The sequence below is a fragment of the Kitasatospora sp. NA04385 genome, assembly GCF_013364235.1.
Taxonomy (GTDB): Bacteria; Actinomycetota; Actinomycetes; order Streptomycetales; family Streptomycetaceae; genus Kitasatospora.
On sequence record NZ_CP054919.1, the window covers coordinates 5,635,947 to 5,652,935 of the forward strand.

The following is a 16,989-nucleotide window of genomic DNA, read 5'->3' on the forward strand; positions in this document are numbered from 1 at the left end:
CTGGACGGGCCCCTCCGCCACCGCGGAGGGGCCCGTTCGCGTGTCCGGGGGTCGCCCGTTGGGGTGGCGGGCGGGCGCAGTACGGGCACGTCGGGTGAGCGGATGACTACGCTGGGCCGGTTGTCGCGTACGGAGCGGCACTCCCCGTGCGCCCGCTCGGTGCGCCGGGCCCGCGCACACCCCGCCGAACACCCTGGAGAACCGGTGCCCTTCCTGGACACGTTCGCGCCCCGGCCGCTGCGCCGCCGGGCGGTCGCGCTCGTCGCCCTGGCCGCCCTGCCCGCCCCGCTGGTCGCGCTGGGCGCGGCCGGGCCGGCCGTCGCGCAGCGGCGGATCATCGGCGGCACCGGGACGAGCACCGCCGACCACCCGTGGATGGTGGCGCTGGCCAGCCGGCAGCAGTTCGGGTCGGCCCGCTCCGGGCAGTTCTGCGGCGGGGCGCTGATCAGCCCGACCAAGGTGATCACGGCGGCGCACTGCTTCTACGACGAGACCACGGGCCGGCCCACCGAGCGGCCCGGGCTGCGGGTGATCGTCGGACGGGACGACCTGCGCGGCACCGCCGGGCGGGAGGTGGCGGTGCGCGGGGTGTGGATCGACCCCGGCTACAGCTTCACCGCGAACACCCGGGACGTGGCGGTGATCACCCTGACCGAGTCGCAGGGCGACCGGCCGGTGCTGGAGACGGTGAACCAGGGCGAGACCGAGCCGTACGCGCCGGGCACCCCGGCCACGGTGTTCGGCTGGGGCGACACCCGGGGCAACGGCAGCTACTCGAACACGCTGCGCGAGGTCACCGTGCCGGTCGTCTCGGACGAGGTCTGCGGCCGGGCCTACCCGGGCGGCTCGGACAGCGCGTACGACGCCCGCAGCATGGTGTGCGCGGGCGAGGCGCGGGGCGGCAAGGACGCCTGCCAGGGCGACAGCGGCGGGCCGCTGCTGGTGGCGGGGCGGCTGGCCGGGCTGGTCTCCTGGGGCGCGGGCTGCGCCGAGGCCGACCACCCCGGGGTGTACACCCGGATCGCGGCCGTCGCGGAGGCCGTGCACAACGTGCTGTGAGCGGGCGGCGAGCGCCGGCCCCGGCCCTGGCCGCGGCCCCGGGAAACGCCACGGCCGGGTGGCCCGCCCCTGGGAGGGGTGGGCCACCCGGCCGTTCAGGCAGCTCGGGAGAGCGGTGGGAGCGTCAGCGCTCCTCCTTCTCGGCCGTTGCCGAGGTGCCGGAGAGGCGGTCGCTCTCGTCGTGTATCTCCACGGCGATCTTCTTGAGCTCGGGCTCGAACTTGCGCCCGTGGTGGGCGCAGAACAGCAGCTCTCCGCCGCTGGAGAGGACGACGCGCAGGTAAGCCTGAGCGCCGCAACGGTCGCAGCGGTCTGCCGCGGTGAGCGGGCTCGCAGGGGTCAGAACAGTAGTCACGTCGCCTCTTCTCTAGCTCGACGAGCTGTGTACCAGGATCAACATCCAACCAGGTCGAATTCGTTCCCGCTCGTGGCTTTTCTCTTGGAGGATTCTGCCGTCGTCTTGATGAGGACGTGCCCCGGGCAACGGTGGTTCATGCGTACCGATTCCCGTGACCGGCCGATCACCTCGAACGCCCGATCGGGTCGGGGTGCGAGGTCCGCGTAGCATAATCCTCCGCTGGGTTGGAGCATAAGCCCCGTCCCGGAACCCGTTGGACCGCATCGCAGCAGCTCCGCAGCCTTCCCGGGCCGCCCGGATCCGCCAGGACCCGTGGTGTCGGCAGGAGATGGCAGGCTGGGGACCGCCTCCGGGGCGGGAACCGTGTTCGCGCAGCGCGTACAAAGCGCGCGGGCCCCGGCGGCCCGGATCTCAGTTGCTGAGAGCATGCGGGGGTGTCCGTCAACGTCATGGAGGAGTGCAGAGCGTGAGTGGAGAAAAGACCGGCCCGTCCTCTCTGGTGACCGGTGAGGGCGGGTCCGACTACACCGCGCGGCATCTGCTCGTCCTGGAGGGGCTCGAGGCGGTCCGCAAGCGTCCGGGCATGTACATCGGGTCGACCGACAGCCGCGGCCTGATGCACTGCCTGTGGGAGATCATCGACAACTCGGTGGACGAGGCGCTGGGCGGCTTCTGCGACCGGATCGAGGTGCTGCTGCACCAGGACGGCTCGGTGGAGGTCCGCGACAACGGCCGCGGCATCCCGGTGGACGTCGAGCCCAAGACCGGGCTGTCCGGCGTCGAGGTGGTGATGACCAAGCTGCACGCGGGCGGCAAGTTCGGCGGCGGCTCGTACGCGGCCTCCGGCGGCCTGCACGGCGTCGGCGCCTCGGTGGTCAACGCGCTGTCCGCCCGGCTGGACGTGGAGGTGGACCGCTCCGGCGCCACCCACGCGATCAGCTTCCGGCGCGGCACCCCCGGCGCGTACGCCGGGGAGGGCCCGGACGCGACGTTCGAGCCCGGCAGCGGCATGACCAAGAAGGGCAAGTTCGCCAAGACCCGCACCGGCACCCGGATCCGCTACTGGGCGGACCGGCAGATCTTCCTCAAGGACGCCAGGCTCTCGCTGGAGTCGCTGCACAGCCGGGCCCGGCAGACCGCCTTCCTGGTGCCCGGGCTGACCATCGTGGTGCGTGACGAGCGGCTCACCGAGAGCGAGCAGGTCGCCGAGGAGACCTTCCGCTACGACGGCGGGATCAGCGAGTTCTGCGAGTTCCTGGCGCCGGACCGGCCGATCTCCGACGTGCTGCGGCTGCGCGGCGAGGGCACCTTCAAGGAGACCGTCCCGGTGCTCGACGAGCTCGGGCACATGACCCCCACCGAGGTCACCCGCGAGCTCGGGGTGGACATCGCGCTGCGCTGGGGCGCCGGCTACGACACCACCCAGCGCTCCTTCGTCAACATCATCTCCACCCCCAAGGGCGGCACCCACGTCACCGGCTTCGAGCGGCAGCTCGCCAAGACCGTCAACGAGGCGCTGCGGGCCGCCAAGCTGCTGCGGGTCGCCGAGGACGACATCACCAAGGACGACGCGCAGGAGGGCCTGACCGCGGTCATCACGGTCCGGCTGGCCGAGCCGCAGTTCGAGGGCCAGACCAAGGAGGTGCTCGGCACCTCGGCGGCCAACCGGATCGTCGCCGCCGTGGTCGCCAAGGAGCTCAAGGCCTTCCTGACCTCGGCCAAGAAGGACGAGAAGCTCCAGGCCCGGGCGGTGCTGGAGAAGGTCGTCGCGGCCGCCCGCACCCGGGTCGCGGCCCGGCAGCACAAGGAGGCGCAGCGCCGGAAGACCGCGCTGGAGACCTCCTCGCTGCCCGCCAAGCTGGCCGACTGCCGCAGCGACGACGTGGACCGCAGCGAGCTGTTCATCGTCGAGGGCGACTCCGCGCTCGGCACCGCCAAGCTGGCCCGCAACTCCGAGTTCCAGGCGCTGCTGCCGATCCGCGGCAAGATCCTGAACGTCCAGAAGGCGTCCGTGAGCGACATGCTCAAGAACGCCGAGTGCGCCTCGATCATCCAGGTGATAGGAGCGGGCTCGGGCCGGACGTTCGACATCGACCAGGCCCGCTACGGCAAGGTCATCTTCATGGCCGACGCCGACGTCGACGGCTCGCACATCCGCACCCTGCTGCTGACGCTGTTCCACCGCTACATGCGGCCGATGGTCGAGCAGGGCCGGGTGTTCGCCGCGGTGCCGCCGCTGCACCGGATCGAGCTGACCAACCCCAAGCGCGGCCAGGAGAAGTACCACTACACCTACTCCGACGCCGAACTGCGGCGCACCCTGCTGCAGTTCCAGGGCAAGGGGCTGCGCTGGAAGGACCCGATCCAGCGCTACAAGGGCCTCGGCGAGATGGACGCCGACCAGCTGGCCGAGACCACCATGGACCCGCGGTTCCGCATCCTGCGCCGGATCAACCTGGGCGACCTGGAGTCCGCGGAGAAGACCTTCGACCTGCTGATGGGCAACGACGTCGCCCCGCGGCGGGAGTTCATCGTCGACTCGGCGGCCACCCTGGACCGCTCCCGGATCGACGCCTGAGCGAACCGGCCCGGAGGGGCTCTCCACCCTGGGGTGGAGAGCCCCTCCGCGTGTTCCGGGCGCGGGATCAACCCGCGCTCCGAGGACCGGGCGGCCCGTCCTCCGTAGCGTTCGTGGTGTCGAGAACACCCCGCCTGGAGGCACTGAGATGACCGCCCTGTCCGATGTCCTGATCGCCGTCGCCGTGATCGTCCTGGTGGTGGGCCGGCAACTGCGGGCCCGCCGGCTGGACACCGAGCGCCGCTTCTGGCTGATCCCGCTGGTGCTCGCCGTCGTCGCGCTGCGCGACCCGGTGCTGATCGACCCGGACCACCGGACCGCGGCCGCCGTGCTGGTGGCGGGCTCGATGCTCACCACCGCCGGGATGGGCTGCGTCTGGGGCTGGACGGTGCGGATCTGGCGCGAGGCGGACGGCTCGCTGTGGAGCCGGGGCACCCGCGCCACCGCGTTCGCCTGGGTCGGCGCGCTGCTGGTCCGGGCCGCCTGGTACGGCGTCGGTGCCGCGCTGCACGTCCACCAGTCCGGCAGCGTGCTGCTGCTCTCGCTCGGCCTGCTGCTGCTGGTCCGCTCGGCGGCCGTCCAGTGGCGGGCCCGGCAGCTGGACGGCGCGCACGCCCTGGCCGCCTGACGACGCGTCACGCACCCGCCGCCGGACTCCGACCGAGTCCGGCGGCACCGCTGCTGAGAGGATCTCCCGGTGAGCACACTGGAACGCTGGACCCGGTGGCCCGCCGGCGACGTCCCGATCCGGGAGCGCAGCTCGTGGGCCCGGACCACGCTCTCCCTGTTCGGCCGGACCGCGATGCTGGCCGCCGTGCTGTTCGGCACCTTCGCCGAGCACCGCTACACCGGCTGGCGGGTGCTGCCGCCGATCGGCTGGATCGTCGCCGCGGCCGCCCTGTTCACCGGCTGGCACTACACCTGCCGGGCCCGGCGGCTGTGGCCGGTGCTCGGCTGCGCCGCCGGGCTGCTGGCCACCGCCGGACTGGCCCACGAGGGCGGGGCCGACACCCTGGCCTCGATGATCTGGTGCGGGCTGGCGGTGCTCGCGGTGATCCGGCTGCCGCTGGTCGCCGGGCTGCCCACCGCCGGTGCGGCGCTGGTCGGTTACGGCCTGGGGTCGGGCGACTCGCTGCTGGTGATGCTGACCGTCGCGGGCGGCATGGGCCTGCTCGGCTACCTGCTGCGGCTGGACAGCCAGGCCCGCTCCGCGCAGCGCGCCCTGCTCGCCCAGGAGCGGGCCGCGCAGGCCGCGCGGGCCGAGAGCGCGGCGCTCGCCGAACGGGCCAGGATCGCCCGGGAGATCCACGACGTGCTGGCGCACAGCCTCTCCGCGCAGCTGGTGCACCTGGAGGCGGCCCGGCTGATGCTGGACGCCGGGGCGGAGCGCTCCGAGGTCCGCGAACGGGTGGTCGCCGCCCGGCGGATGGCCCAGGACGGCCTGGCCGGGACCCGGCAGGCGCTGTCCGCGCTGCGCGGCGAGTTCGCCCCCGTCGCCGAGTTCCTGGCCGAGCTGGCCGCCGGGGCCGGGGCCGAGCTGACCGTGGACGGGGTGCCCCGGCCGCTGCCCGCCGAGGCCGGGCTGGCCGTGCGCCGGGTCGCCCAGGAGGCGCTGACCAACGCCCGCAAGCACGCGCCCGGCGGCCGGGTGGAGGTCCGGCTCGCCTACCGGGAGGGGGAGGTGGAGCTGCGGGTGCGCAACTCCGCCGCCCCGCGCGGGGCGCACCCGGTGCTCGGCGACAGCGGGAGCGGGTACGGTCTGCTCGGGATGCGCGAACGCGCGGAACTGCTCGGCGGCGAACTGCTGGCGGGCCCCGAGGACGGAGGGTGGCGCGTGCTGCTGCGGGTGCCGGCGTGACGGACGGACCGATCCGGGTGGTGGTCGCCGACGACCAGACCGTGGTGCGGGAGGGGATCGTGATGCTGCTCGGCCTGCTGCCGGGCATCACCGTGGTCGGCTCCGCGCCGGACGGCGAGGAGGCGCTGCGGCTGGTCGCCGAGCACGCCCCCGACGTGGTGCTGATGGACCTGCGGATGCCGCGCTGCGACGGGGTGGAGGCCACCCGCCGGATCCGCGCCGAGCACCCCGGCACCGAGGTGGTGGTGCTCACCACCTACGCCGACGACGACTCGCTGTTCTCCGCGCTGCAGGCCGGCGCGCGCGGCTTCCTCACCAAGGACGCCGGCGCGGAGGAGATCGCCCGCGCCGTCTCCGACGTCCGCTCGGGCGCGGCCGGGCTCTCCCCGCAGGTCCAACTGCGGCTGCTGGAGCGGCTGTCGGGCGCACCGCACCCCGGGGCGCCGGTCGCCGCCGCGGCGCAGTCGGCACCGCAGCCCGCGGCACCGGCCGCACCCCCGCCCCGACCTCGGCCCGGACCGGCCCAACGGCCGCCGCTGCCGGACGGGTTGACCCAGCGGGAGGCCGAGGTGCTGGCGCTGATCGCCGCCGGGCTGTCCAACGCGGAGATCGCGGAAAGGTTGTTCGTCAGCCCCGCAACGGTGAAAACGCATATCAACAACCTTTTCGCCAAGACGGCGGTGCGGGATCGCGCGCAGGCCGTGGCGTACGCCTTCAAGCATGGAATTTCCGACGGTTCGTAGGCCCACCCCCTGGTAGCTGGTTCGGGTGAACGTATCTGCACGGGTTTCGTGGTGTGGTTTGTGACGCTCCATCATGGTTCGGTCGTAGTGACCGAAATGGTGAGGTGTCGGCTGTGGCACAGCAGGAGAGAATCGACTGGTGGGCCGCGGCCGCCTCCCGGCCCCGGGCGGTGGCGCGGCGGCGGACCGCGGAGCCGGCGCCGCCGGAGGAGCGGGCCGGGCGGGAGGTCTACCGCAGCGTCCAGGACAGCGAGGCCTTCCGGGAGATCCGGCACGGCTACCGCTCGTTCGTGTTCCCGGCCAGCGCCGGGTTCCTGGCCTGGTACCTGCTGTTCGTCGCGGCCCAGGCGTTCGCGCCGGGCCTGATGAGCCGTCAGGTCGCCGGGCCGCTCAACCTGGCCTGGCTGCTCGGCCTCGGCCAGTTCGCCTCCACCTTCCTGCTCACCTGGCTCTACGCCCGCAACGCCCGCACCAAGCGCGACCGAGCCGCACTCGAACTGCGCTGGGACACCCAGGACCAACTGCGATGACCCCACACCCCAGCCACGGCCTCGCGGTGGCGCTGTTCGCCGTCGTCGTCGCCGTCACCCTGACCATCACCGTCTGGGTCGGCCGCCGCGGCCACGCCGCGGAGGACTTCTACGCCGGCGGCCGCGACTTCTCGCCGCTGCAGAACGGCTTCGCCCTCTCCGGCGACTACCTGTCGGCCGCCTCCTTCCTCGGCGTCACCGGCCTGATCGCGCTCTACGGCTACGACGGCGTGCTCTACAGCATCGGCTTCCTGGTCGCCTGGCTGGTCGTGCTGATGCTGGTCTCCGAACTCGTCCGCAACGCCGGCCGCTACACCCTGGCCGACGTGCTGGCGCTGCGGATGCGCCAGCGGCCGGTGCGCGCCGCGGCCGGCCTGGCCTCGATGGTCGTCACGCTGATGTACCTGATCGCGCAGATGGTCGGCGCGGGCAGCCTGGTCGCCCTGCTGCTCGGCACCGACAGCGGCGCCGCCAAGACCTGGACGATCGTCGGCGTCGGCGGCCTGATGATCGTCTACGTGACGGTCGGCGGGATGCGCGCCACCACCTGGATCCAGATCGTCAAGGCCTTCCTGCTGGTGGCCGGTTCGGTGCTGCTCACGGTGCTGGTGCTGGCCCGCTTCCACGGCGACCTCGGGGCGCTGATGCACTCCGCCGCGCAGCACAGCGGCGTCGGCGACAAGTACCTGCAGCCCGGCCTCAAGTACGGTGCCAGCCCGACCAGTCGGCTCGACTTCTTCAGCCTCGGCCTGGCGCTGGTGCTCGGCACCGCGGGCCTGCCGCACATCCTCAGCCGCTTCTACACCGTGCCCACGGCGCGGGCCGCCCGGCGCTCCACGATGTGGGCGATCGGCCTGATCGGCTGCTTCTACCTGATGGCGATCGTGCTCGGCCTCGGGGCCGGCGCGGTGGTCGGCGCCAAGGCGGTCAGGGCCGCGAACCCGGCCGGCAACACGGCCGTCCCGCTGCTCGCCCTGGACCTCGGCGGCGGCCCGGACTCCACCTGGGGCCTGCTGCTGTTCGCGGTGATCTCCGCGATCGCCTTCGCCACCATCCTCGCCGTGGTGGCCGGCCTCACCCTGGCCTCCTCCGCGGCCTTCGCCCACGACCTGTACGCGCGGGCCTGGCGGCGCCCCGAGGAGCGGCAGGTCTCCGAGCGCGAGGAGGTGATCGCGGCCCGGATCTCCGCCGTGGTGATCGGCGGCCTGGCGATCGTGCTCAGCCTGTTCGCGCAGAAGCTGAACGTCGCCTTCCTGGTCGGCCTGGCCTTCGCAGTGGCCGCCTCGGCGAACCTGCCGACGCTGCTGTACTCGCTGTTCTGGAAGCGGTTCACCACCCGCGGCGCGGTCTGGTCGGTGTACGGCGGCCTCGTCCCGGCGGTGCTGCTGGTGCTGTTCTCGCCGGTGGTCTCCGGCACGAAGGCCTCCATGCTGACCGGCGTCGACTTCCACTGGTTCCCGCTGGAGAACCCGGGCCTGGTCTCCATCCCGCTCGGCTTCCTGGCCGGCTGGCTGGGCACCGTCACCGACCGGGAGCGCGCGGACGAGGACGGCTTCGCGGAGCTGGAGGTACGGGCCCTGACGGGCGCGGGGGCGGCCTAGGGCGCGTATTTGGTCGTGATCAAGCGGTGGCTCTGGTGAGGTCCTTGATCCAGATCATGGCGCCGCGAAGCTGGAGGCCGGCGAGGTAACTCTCGGGCTTCTTGTCGAACCGGGTGGCGATGCCCCGCCAGGCCTTCAGCTTGTTGATCAGGCGCTCGACGGTGTTCCGCTCTCTGTAGAGCTCGGCGTCATGGCTGACGGGACGACCGCCTCCGCTGCCCTTCTTCTTCCGGTTGGCGGCCTGGTCCCTCTTCTCCGGGATGACCGCTTTGATGTGGCGTTTGCGCAGGTAGGAGCGATTGCCGCGGGACGAGTAGGCCATGTCTCCGGCGACCGCGTCGGGTCGGGTGCGGGGGCGGCCGGCCGGCCCGCGAACCCGCATCTTCTTCAGCACGGGGATGAACTGCGGGCTGTCGGCGGCTTGCCCCTCGGTCAGAACGAGCACCAGCGGGCGGCACTTACGCTCGCCGACGACGTGGACCTTGCTGGTCTGACCGCCCCTGGACCGCCCGAGCAGGGCAGCCTTCAGCCGGAGCTTTCGCCTGCGCCGGACACGCCGCCGCTCGTCCTGCTCCGGGTCGTCTGTGGCGCCCTGCCCGTCTTGTCCCTCCGAGCTGCCCCCTTTTGGCGGGCCTTCTCCGCTTCCTCGGCGGCCTTCTCCAGATCGGCGAGCGTGTCGGGGTCCAGGTGTATCCCAGCGGCGTCATGGTGGGCCCGGACGGTGGTGGAGTCAACGCTGACCAGCGACAGGTCCACCTCACCCCGCTTGGCGGCCTCCGCGATCGCGCCTTCCAGCAGGGCCTCGAAGACGCCGGCGTCCCGCCATTGCCGGAACCGGTTGTGGACGGTCGACCAGGCGCCGAACTCCCTCGGCGTCTCACGCCACTGGCTGCCGGTCTTGAAGTGCCAGACCACGCCCTCGAACTGCCGGCGCAGTTGTTCGGGGTACGGGCCGTACTCGCCGATCGGCAGGTACGGCTCGATGAACTCCCACTCTGCATCTGATAGTTGCACTCGCGTCACGGAACACGGTCTACCGGATCAGACCGCACCGCGAAGACAACTTCCCAGAATGATCACAACCAAATACGCGCCCTAGGCCCGGCCGCCCCCCTTCCGGTTCCCCCCGGGCGGCCCGGCGGGAACCGGAAGAACGCGCCACGCCGCGCCTCCCGCCGCTGCCACTGCGGCGGGTGCTCCCTTAGAGTCGTGGGGGAGCGGGGGGAGAGACGATGCGGCGGAAGGCACAGCGGGCGGACGGTGGCGACGCCCCGGACGTCCGCACCGGGCACGCGGGGGGACGGCCGGCCCGGCCGCGGTGCGTGCTGCTGCTGGAGGACGAGCCGCGGCCCGCGGCCCTGTCCCGGGCGCTGGTCGGCGAGGTGCTCGCCGAGCACTACGGGGCCCGCCGGCACGGGGCCGCCCCCGGCGGGGTCGGTCCGGCGGACGAAGTGGCCCTGCTGGTCTGCGAGCTGGTCGCGAACGCCGTGCGCCACGGCGGCGGCCCGGTGGAGATCGTCCTCGAACCGGGGACCGACCGGCTGCGGATCGAGGTCGCCGACCGCACGGCGCTGCTGGCCCCGGTCGAGCGCCCGCACCGGCCGGACCTCCCGGGCGGCCACGGCCTGCGGATCGTCGCGGAGGTCGCCGACCGCTGGGGCACCGTCCCGCGCGGGGCGGGCAAAGCGGTCTGGATCGAGATCGACGCCGCCCGGCTGTCCGGCCCCGGCACCGCGCCCCGGCCGGGGTCAGTCGGCCCGGACCTCGCCTAGCCAGAAGTCGACGGTGTTCCCCAGGACGGTGCGGAACAGCTCGAAGTTCAGCGGCTTGAAGATGTAGCTGTCCGCCCCCGCCGCGTAGCAGGCGTCCACCTCGGCGGGAGCGGTGGAGGAGGTGAAGACCACCACCGGCAGCCCGGCCAGCTCCGGACGGGCCCGCAGCGCCGCGAGCAGGTCGTGGCCGCCGTAGCCGGGCAGGTTGAGGTCGAGCAGGACCAGCCGCGGCCGCTCGGCCGCCGGGTCGAGCAGCCGCTCCTGGACGGTCTCCGCCCGCTCGGCGAACTCCAGGCGCACCAGCGGGTGCGAGCGGCCCAGGGCCCGCGACATCGCCTCCACGTCCTCCTCGGAGTCCTCGACCACGAGCACGAGCCCTTCGGCCATCACCGTCACGCCACGTTCCCTTCTCCGTCGCCGCCCGGTCGCACTCCGGGCGCCACCCGCATCGCCAGCACCGCCATGTCGTCCGCCGAGCCCCGGCCGAAGCCGATCGCCGCCCGCGCCAGCCCGGTGACCACGCCCTCCGGCGGGAGCCCGGCCAGGCCGCCGAGGGCGGCGGCGAGCCGGTCCTCGAAGAACGCGCCGTCGGGCGAGCGGGACTCGGTGATCCCGTCGGTCAGCAGCACCGCGGTGTCCCCGGGGCGCAGCACGTCGGTGGACTCGGCCAGCTGGTAGTCGTCGAGCACGCCGAGCAGCAGCCCGCCGGTGCCGCCCAGCGGCGCGACCGTCCCGTCCGCGCGCAGCACCAGCGCCTGCGGGTGGCCGGCGTTGGCGATCCGGGCCTCGAAGGCGCCGTCCGCGGCCGGGGTCAGGGACAGCACCACGCCGGTGACGAACTTCCGCGAGTTCGCGGTCCGCAGCGCGCAGTTGAGCCGGGTCAGCGCCGCGGCGGGCGCGAGGTCGTCCTCCAGCAGCGTGCGCAGGGTGTGCCGGGCCAGGCCGGTGAGCGCGGCCGCCTCGGCCCCGCGGCCGCACACGTCGCCCACCAGGAGGGACAGCGAGCGCCGGCCGGGGACGGCGTCGTAGAAGTCGCCGCCGACCTCCAGGGCCGCGTCGCCGACCTCGTAGGCGGCGGCCAGTTCCACGCCGGGCACGGTGGGCAGGACGGCCGGCAGCAGGTGCTGCTGCAGCGACGCCACGTTCTGCCGCCGCTCCTCGTACAGCGTCGCGTTGTCGATCGCCAGCGCGGCCCGCAGCGCGAGGTCGGCCAGGAACAGCGGCGGCGGGACGCGGGCGGGCTCGCGCTCGTAGACGAAGGTCACGGTGCCCAGCAGCCGGCCGCGGGCCCGCAGCGGGTTCACCGTGACCGCCCGGGCGGCCGCTCCGGAGGACGGGCCGAACGGCGTGCCCGCCAGTTCGTCACCGGTCAGGACGGTGCCCTCGCGCAGCGAGGACAGCTTCGACAGGAGGTCGTCCGTCCAGCCCAGGTCGCCGCCGGCGGCGGTGAACCGCCGCTGGACGCCAGCCGCCAGGTGCGCGGACGCGACCAGCACGAGCCCTTCGGGCCGGTGCAGGTGGACCAGACAGCCCTCGGCGATCGCGGGCACCGTCATCCGGGCCACCCGCTGGAGGGTCTCCTCGACGTCCAGCGAGGCGTCCATCTGCAGCGAGGCCTCCGCGAGCAGCGCGTCCCGGGCCTGCAGCCGGGCGTTCGCCCGCTCCTGGACGATCCGGTCGTTGCAGGCGGCCACCACGTCGGACACCTGGGTGAGCCGGGTGCCGAGCCGCGGCGGGGCCGGTCGGCCCGCGGCCAGGCCGACGGACAGCACGGCCCAGCCGCCGTCCTCCAGCGGCAGCGGGCACTCGGTGATCCGCACCGCCCCGGCCGCCCGCCACGTCCCGTACTCGGGACGGCCGCGCGCCTGCTCGGAACCCAGGGCGAACCGCCGGACCAGGCCGGGCTCCGGGGCCGGACGGCCCGCCCAGGCGTCCCCGGCGGGCAGCAGCAGCCGCTCCGGGACCTCCCCGGGGCGGGTGCTGGAACGCGTGTACAGGGCCGTGCCGGACGACGTGAACCTGGTTCCCGACACGACGGCCACGCCCGGCTGGTCCAGCAGCAGGTCGTACAGCTCGGCGGAGAGGTCCGTCACGTCGGTCGAGGTCTGGGCGGAGCGCCACAGCCGGTGCAGACCGGCCGTCCAGCCGCCGTCCGCCGCCCGTCCGGACGGGCGCGGCGCGGGAGCGGCGCCGCCCCGGGCGGCGCCGCCCGCCCGCCCGTCGGGAACCTGCTGGCTCGTCACGTTCCCCCTCTACCCTCCCGGCCCGATCGCACGCGGTCGGGGGATCCGGCCGCGGCCTCCGCGCCCGTCTGCGGCGGAAGGTGCCTCGTCCGCCACGATAGCTCCGCGCCCCGCCCGCACCGGAACGCGCGCGGGAAGCACCCGGACAGGCCCTAGGGTGGGCCACGACCGCACGGCCGACCGGGCCGGACCGAGGACGGGGACCGCCGTGGCCGAAGAGACCGGGGACACCTGGCTGTCCGAACGCGCCCGGGAGGCCGAGACCGCCGCCGCGGGCGGGTTCGACCTGGCCGACTGCGTCCGGGAGCCCATCCACCTGCTCGGCGGCGTCCAGTCGTTCGGGGTGCTGCTCGCGGTCGACCCGCTCGACGGCACCGTCCGCGCCGTCTCCGACAACGCCGCCGACCACCTGGGCCGTCCCGCCGCGGAGCTCGTCGGCGGCCCGGCCCTGGACCTGGTCGGCGCCGAGGTGCTCGCCGAGGCGCAGGACGCCGGGGCGGCGGCCCTGCTGCTCACCGCCCGGGCCCGGCCCGCCGGCACCGACCGGCCGTTCGACGTCGGCGCGCACCGCCGGGACGGGCTGCTGGTGCTGGAGCTCGAACCCTGCGCCGAACGGCCCGAGGCCGGCCCCGGGTTCGCCCGCCGCGTCCAGCAGGCGCTGCTGCGCATCCAGCGGTGCACCACGGTGGCGGAGTGCTGCGAGGCCGCGGTGCGCGAGGTGCGGCTGCTCACCGGCTACGCGCGCGTGGTCGCCTACCGCTTCGAGGACGCCGAGGGCCCCGGCGAGGTGGTCGCCGAGGACCGGGCCGCGCACCTGGAACCCTGGCTCGGGCTGTGGTTCCCGGCCAGCGACATCCCGCCGCAGGCCCGGCGGCTCTACCGGCACAACTGGATCAGGGTCATCGGCGACGTCGACGACCGCACCGCCGCGCTGCACCCGGCCCCCCGGGAGACCGGCGCCCCACCGCTCGACCTGTCCGCCGCGGCGCTGCGCACCGTCTCCTCGTACCACCTGGAGTACCTGCGCAACATCGGCGTGCGCTCCTCGATGTCCGTCTCGGTCCTCTCCGACGACGCCCTGTGGGGGCTGGTCGCCTGCCACGGCGAGGAGCCGCGCTGGCTCCCGCCCGACGTGCGGGCGGCCTGCGAGCTGTTCGGCAGCGCCCTGTCCGTGCAGCTCGCGGCGGCCGCGGACCGCGAGCGCTCCGCGGTGCTCGGCCGGACCAGGAGCCTGCTGGACCGCCTGCTCGGCGGGGAGCCCGACGAGCGGGCCCCGTCGCTGCACGCCTTCGCCGGGCTGCTGGCCGGGCTGCTCGACGCGGACGGCCTGGTCATCGAACAGGCCGCGGAGACCACCGTCGAGGGGCCGCACCCCGGCGGCCGGACGCTGTCCCGGCTGCGGGCGCTCGCCGCCGGCCTGCGGCCCACCGGGGCCTGGCACACCGACCGGTGGGCGGAGGCGCTCGCCGAGGCCCGCGGCGGACGGGACGGCGCGCAGGGCCCGGACGCCGGCGAGGGCGTCGGGGGCCCGGACGCCCCCGCGGGCGTGCTGCTGCTGCCGCTGGGGGACGGTTTCCTCGCCTGGTGGCGCAGGGAGCGGACCACCGACCGGACCTGGGCCGCCGATCCCGCGGTGCCCGTCCGGCTGGGACCGCGCGGCGAGCGGTTGACGCCGCGCGGTTCCACGGAGGTGTTCCGGGCGGTCGTCCGGGGCCGCAGCCTCCCGTGGGACGACACGGACCTGGCGGTCGCCCACGAGGCGGCCCGGGCGATCGCCGGGCTGCTGGCCCGGCACGCCGCGTGGACCGCGGTCTTCACCCGGCGGCTGGAGCGCAGCAACGCCGACCTCGGCGCCTTCGCCCACGCCGCCGCCCACGACCTCAAGGAACCCCTGCGCGGGATCTCCAACGCCGCCAGCTTCGTGATCGAGGACGTCGGCGACACGCTGGACGGCGTCAGCCGCCGCCACCTGGAGACCGTGCGCAGGCTGACCGTCCGGATGGACGGCCTGCTCGACTCGCTGCTGCGGTACTCGCAGGTGAGCGAGGTCGGGCTGCGCCGCCTCCCGGTCCCGCTGGACGAGGCCCTGGAGCACGCCCTGGACGTCGCCGGGCCCCGGCTGGCCGAGCAGGGCGTCCGGGTGCTGCGCGGCGACCTGCCGGTCGTCCACGCCGATCCCGAGCGCCTCCAGGAGGTCCTGGTCAACCTGCTGGTGAACGCCGCCAAGTACGCCCGCCCGGACGGGCCGCGCACCGTCGAGGTCACGGTGGAGCGCCGCCCGGGCCCGGACGGCGGCCCGGAGCGGGAGGCGGTGGTGGTGCGCGACAACGGGATCGGCGTGCCGGCCGCCCAGCGCGAGCTGGTGTTCGGGCTGTTCCGCAGGCTGCACCGGCCGGCCGAGCACGGCGGCGGCTCCGGCGCCGGGCTGGCCATCGTGCGCCGCATCGTCGAACGGCACGGCGGTGCGGTCTGGCTGGACGACGCCCCCGGGGGCGGCACCGCGGTCTGCTTCACCCTCTCCGGGGAGCCGCCCGCGCACGACGGGCCCGGTACCCAGTAGGCTCCACGCGCCCGGACGGACCAACCGAAGAACGGAAGGGGCACGACAGCGTGGACGTCGACGAGAGCACCGGCGGCACCGTGGCCGGGGCGGCCCTCACCGGGGAGCTCCGGACAACGGACGGCGGCGCCGTGGTGTGCGCCCTGCACGGGGACCTCGACCTGGACGGCGTCGGCGCGGCCCGCGCGCTGTTCGCCCGCGCCGCGGCGGAGCGGCCGGCGCTGCTCGCCGTGGACCTCTCCGGGGTCGGGTTCTGCGACTCCTCCGGCCTGAACCTGCTGCTCCAGCTGCGGCTGGACGCGCAACGGGACGGCTTCGCGCTGCGGATCGCCGCCCCTCCGGCGCAGCTGCGCCGACTGCTGGAGATCACCGGCGCCACCGCCGTCCTGGCCCCGGTCGACAGCCTGGAGGCGGCCCTCGCCTGATCAGCGGGCGGCGGGCGCCAGTTCGGCGAGATCCACCACGTCCATCCGGGACGGGGTGCCCGGGGCCTTGCCGCAGCTCTCGGGCCGGGGCGGCTCGCTCGCGGACTCGGCGACGGTAGCCCGCCAGCGGCGGCCGTCGGCGTGCTGGACCTCGACCGTCCAGGGCGAGCCGCCGGGGTGCTGGCGCAGCGTCAGGGCGTCGGCCGCGCACTCGCCGGTCAGCTCGCGGACGGCCTGCTCGGCGGCCTGGGCCGGGCGCGGCCAGTAGGAGCGGCCGCGGGAGTGCGCGGGGACGGTCTGGCCGGCGGCGGTCGCGGCCAGCACCTCCTTCGCGGACTCCGGGGTGAGCCGCCCGTACGCGTAGCCGTGCGGCAGCACCAGCATGGTGGGGGAGAAGCGGTGGCCGCCGAGGTGGGTGACCTCCCAGACCTCGCTGTGGCCGGACGCGGCGATCTCGGCGGCGAGCGGGCGGCCGAGCAGGGCGCAGCAGCGGTCGCGGCGGCCGTTGGTGCACACCAGGGCGATCGGGCCGCCGACGTGCGGGGTGCCGAAGGAGCCGTGGTCGCCGGCGCCGAGGGCGGCGAAGTCGAGGCCGAGCAGGTCGGCGGGGGCGGCGAGGTGCCCGCGGCGCACCCACGGGTCGACGGGGGAGGTGTGGGCGACCAGCACCTCGTGCCGGGCGGTGGTGTCGGTGTCGGCGTGCCGCCCCGGGCGGCGGATCAGGGCGATCCGGACGCCGGTGCCCTCGGTGGCGCGCTCCAGCGCGGCGCCGAGCCCGGGGTCGAGGTGGCTGCCGGTGAGCGCCTGCGCCCCCCAGGGGCCGGACTGTTCGAGCAGCAGCCAGGTGGTGGCGGTGGCCGCGGTGGCGCCCAGCGGTTCGGTCAGTTCGCGCGACAGCGTGGTACAGGTGCTCACCCGGCCCACCCTACGTCCCGCCGCCCCGACGCCCCTCCCGGGTACGGCGGTGCGCCCGGCCGGAGCCGTCGTCAGGACCGCCACCCGGCACGGCCGGCACGTCCTCCTCTCCGCCGGCAGCGGCGGTTTCCCGCCGGCGACGACGCCGGTCGGGCGCCCGGGGAAGCAGCCGGGGGCCGGCAGGCGGCACCCGGGCAGCAGACGCGCAGCAGGCGTCCGGGCCGTACCCGCCGGGGCAGCACGCCCCCGGCCAGCGCCCCGGGGCCGGTGCCCGGCGACGGACCGCCGAGTGCGGGCGGACGCGGGAGGGGCGGACACGGTGCAGGTGCCCGCCCCTCCCGCGTCCG

14 protein-coding genes and 1 pseudogene are annotated in these 16,989 nt (G+C 74.8%); 10 read left to right on the plus strand and 5 right to left on the minus strand.

Going from position 1 to position 16,989, the window contains the following annotated elements; all coding sequences use genetic code 11:
* The first annotated feature begins 204 nt into the window (after positions 1 to 204).
* Positions 205 to 1,059, plus strand: coding sequence for a trypsin-like serine protease (locus tag HUT16_RS25085; protein WP_176190317.1), 855 nt, complete (start codon positions 205 to 207; stop codon positions 1,057 to 1,059).
* A gap of 124 nt (positions 1,060 to 1,183) precedes the next feature.
* Here the strand turns inward: HUT16_RS25085 and HUT16_RS25090 are convergent, their stop codons facing one another.
* On the minus strand, positions 1,184 to 1,414 hold the full coding sequence (locus HUT16_RS25090; RefSeq protein WP_176190318.1) for a hypothetical protein: 231 nt from the start codon (positions 1,412 to 1,414) through the stop codon (positions 1,184 to 1,186).
* A 469-nt stretch (positions 1,415 to 1,883) separates the two neighbouring features.
* Here HUT16_RS25090 and HUT16_RS25095 point away from each other — a divergent pair, with 469 nt between their 5' ends.
* The 6 genes from HUT16_RS25095 to HUT16_RS25120 all read left to right on the plus strand — a co-directional run bounded on the left by HUT16_RS25095 (position 1,884) and on the right by HUT16_RS25120 (position 8,727).
* Complete coding sequence (locus HUT16_RS25095) at positions 1,884 to 3,995, plus strand: type IIA DNA topoisomerase subunit B (RefSeq protein ID WP_176190319.1); 2,112 nt, start codon at positions 1,884 to 1,886, stop codon at positions 3,993 to 3,995.
* Positions 3,996 to 4,143: 148 nt separating this feature from the next.
* The gene (locus tag HUT16_RS25100; protein ID WP_176190320.1) at positions 4,144 to 4,623 is read left to right on the plus strand and encodes a CcdC protein domain-containing protein; all 480 of its coding nucleotides are present in this window, start codon (positions 4,144 to 4,146) and stop codon (positions 4,621 to 4,623) included.
* Positions 4,624 to 4,692: 69 nt separating this feature from the next.
* Positions 4,693 to 5,853: a sensor histidine kinase gene (locus HUT16_RS25105; protein WP_254897980.1), complete on the plus strand. Its 1,161-nt coding sequence runs from the start codon at positions 4,693 to 4,695 to the stop codon at positions 5,851 to 5,853.
* A complete protein-coding gene (locus tag HUT16_RS25110) occupies positions 5,850 to 6,596 on the plus strand; it encodes a response regulator transcription factor (protein ID WP_176190321.1) in 747 nt (248 codons plus the stop codon). Before HUT16_RS25105 ends, HUT16_RS25110 begins: the two co-directional genes overlap by 4 nt.
* A gap of 113 nt (positions 6,597 to 6,709) precedes the next feature.
* Complete coding sequence (locus HUT16_RS25115) at positions 6,710 to 7,126, plus strand: DUF485 domain-containing protein (RefSeq protein WP_176190322.1); 417 nt, start codon at positions 6,710 to 6,712, stop codon at positions 7,124 to 7,126.
* Positions 7,123 to 8,727 carry a cation acetate symporter gene (locus HUT16_RS25120; protein WP_176190323.1) on the plus strand — a complete coding sequence of 535 codons (1,605 nt, stop codon included), beginning with the start codon at positions 7,123 to 7,125 and terminating at the stop codon, positions 8,725 to 8,727. Before HUT16_RS25115 ends, HUT16_RS25120 begins: the two co-directional genes overlap by 4 nt.
* A 19-nt stretch (positions 8,728 to 8,746) precedes the next feature.
* Here the strand turns inward: HUT16_RS25120 and HUT16_RS25125 are convergent.
* Positions 8,747 to 9,750 (minus strand): annotated as a pseudogene (locus HUT16_RS25125) (IS5 family transposase).
* Positions 9,751 to 9,959: 209 nt separating this feature from the next.
* Here HUT16_RS25125 and HUT16_RS25130 point away from each other — a divergent pair.
* Positions 9,960 to 10,499, plus strand: coding sequence for an ATP-binding protein (locus tag HUT16_RS25130; protein ID WP_176190324.1), 540 nt, complete (start codon positions 9,960 to 9,962; stop codon positions 10,497 to 10,499).
* Here HUT16_RS25130 and HUT16_RS25135 read toward each other — a convergent pair.
* Both HUT16_RS25135 and HUT16_RS25140 read right to left on the minus strand, forming a co-directional pair.
* Positions 10,476 to 10,886, minus strand: a complete 411-nt coding sequence (locus HUT16_RS25135; RefSeq protein WP_176190325.1) for a response regulator — start codon at positions 10,884 to 10,886, stop codon at positions 10,476 to 10,478. The genes HUT16_RS25130 and HUT16_RS25135 overlap by 24 nt on opposite strands.
* A gap of 5 nt (positions 10,887 to 10,891) precedes the next feature.
* A complete protein-coding gene (locus HUT16_RS25140) occupies positions 10,892 to 12,742 on the minus strand; it encodes a PP2C family protein-serine/threonine phosphatase (protein ID WP_176190326.1) in 1,851 nt (616 codons plus the stop codon).
* Positions 12,743 to 12,950: 208 nt separating this feature from the next.
* On the opposite strand from HUT16_RS25140, the gene HUT16_RS25145 reads away from it, so the two are divergent.
* Together HUT16_RS25145 and HUT16_RS25150 are read left to right on the plus strand one after the other, a co-directional pair.
* On the plus strand, positions 12,951 to 15,302 hold the full coding sequence (locus tag HUT16_RS25145; protein WP_176190327.1) for an ATP-binding protein: 2,352 nt from the start codon (positions 12,951 to 12,953) through the stop codon (positions 15,300 to 15,302).
* A 50-nt stretch (positions 15,303 to 15,352) separates the two neighbouring features.
* On the plus strand, positions 15,353 to 15,727 hold the full coding sequence (locus tag HUT16_RS25150; protein WP_176190328.1) for an STAS domain-containing protein: 375 nt from the start codon (positions 15,353 to 15,355) through the stop codon (positions 15,725 to 15,727).
* Here HUT16_RS25150 and HUT16_RS25155 read toward each other — a convergent pair whose 3' ends face one another.
* Positions 15,728 to 16,642, minus strand: a complete 915-nt coding sequence (locus HUT16_RS25155) for a sucrase ferredoxin (RefSeq protein ID WP_176190329.1) — start codon at positions 16,640 to 16,642, stop codon at positions 15,728 to 15,730. It abuts the gene before it with no gap.
* Positions 16,643 to 16,989 lie beyond the last annotated feature (347 nt).

Coding starts and splice junctions, on each gene's coding strand:
- HUT16_RS25135 (WP_176190325.1), bottom strand. CDS start 10,886: ATGGCCGAAGGGCTCGTGCTCGTGGTCGAGGACTCCGAGGAGGACGTG.
- HUT16_RS25120 (WP_176190323.1), top strand. CDS start 7,123: ATGACCCCACACCCCAGCCACGGCCTCGCGGTGGCGCTGTTCGCCGTC.
- HUT16_RS25100 (WP_176190320.1), top strand. CDS start 4,144: ATGACCGCCCTGTCCGATGTCCTGATCGCCGTCGCCGTGATCGTCCTG.
- HUT16_RS25130 (WP_176190324.1), top strand. CDS start 9,960: ATGCGGCGGAAGGCACAGCGGGCGGACGGTGGCGACGCCCCGGACGTC.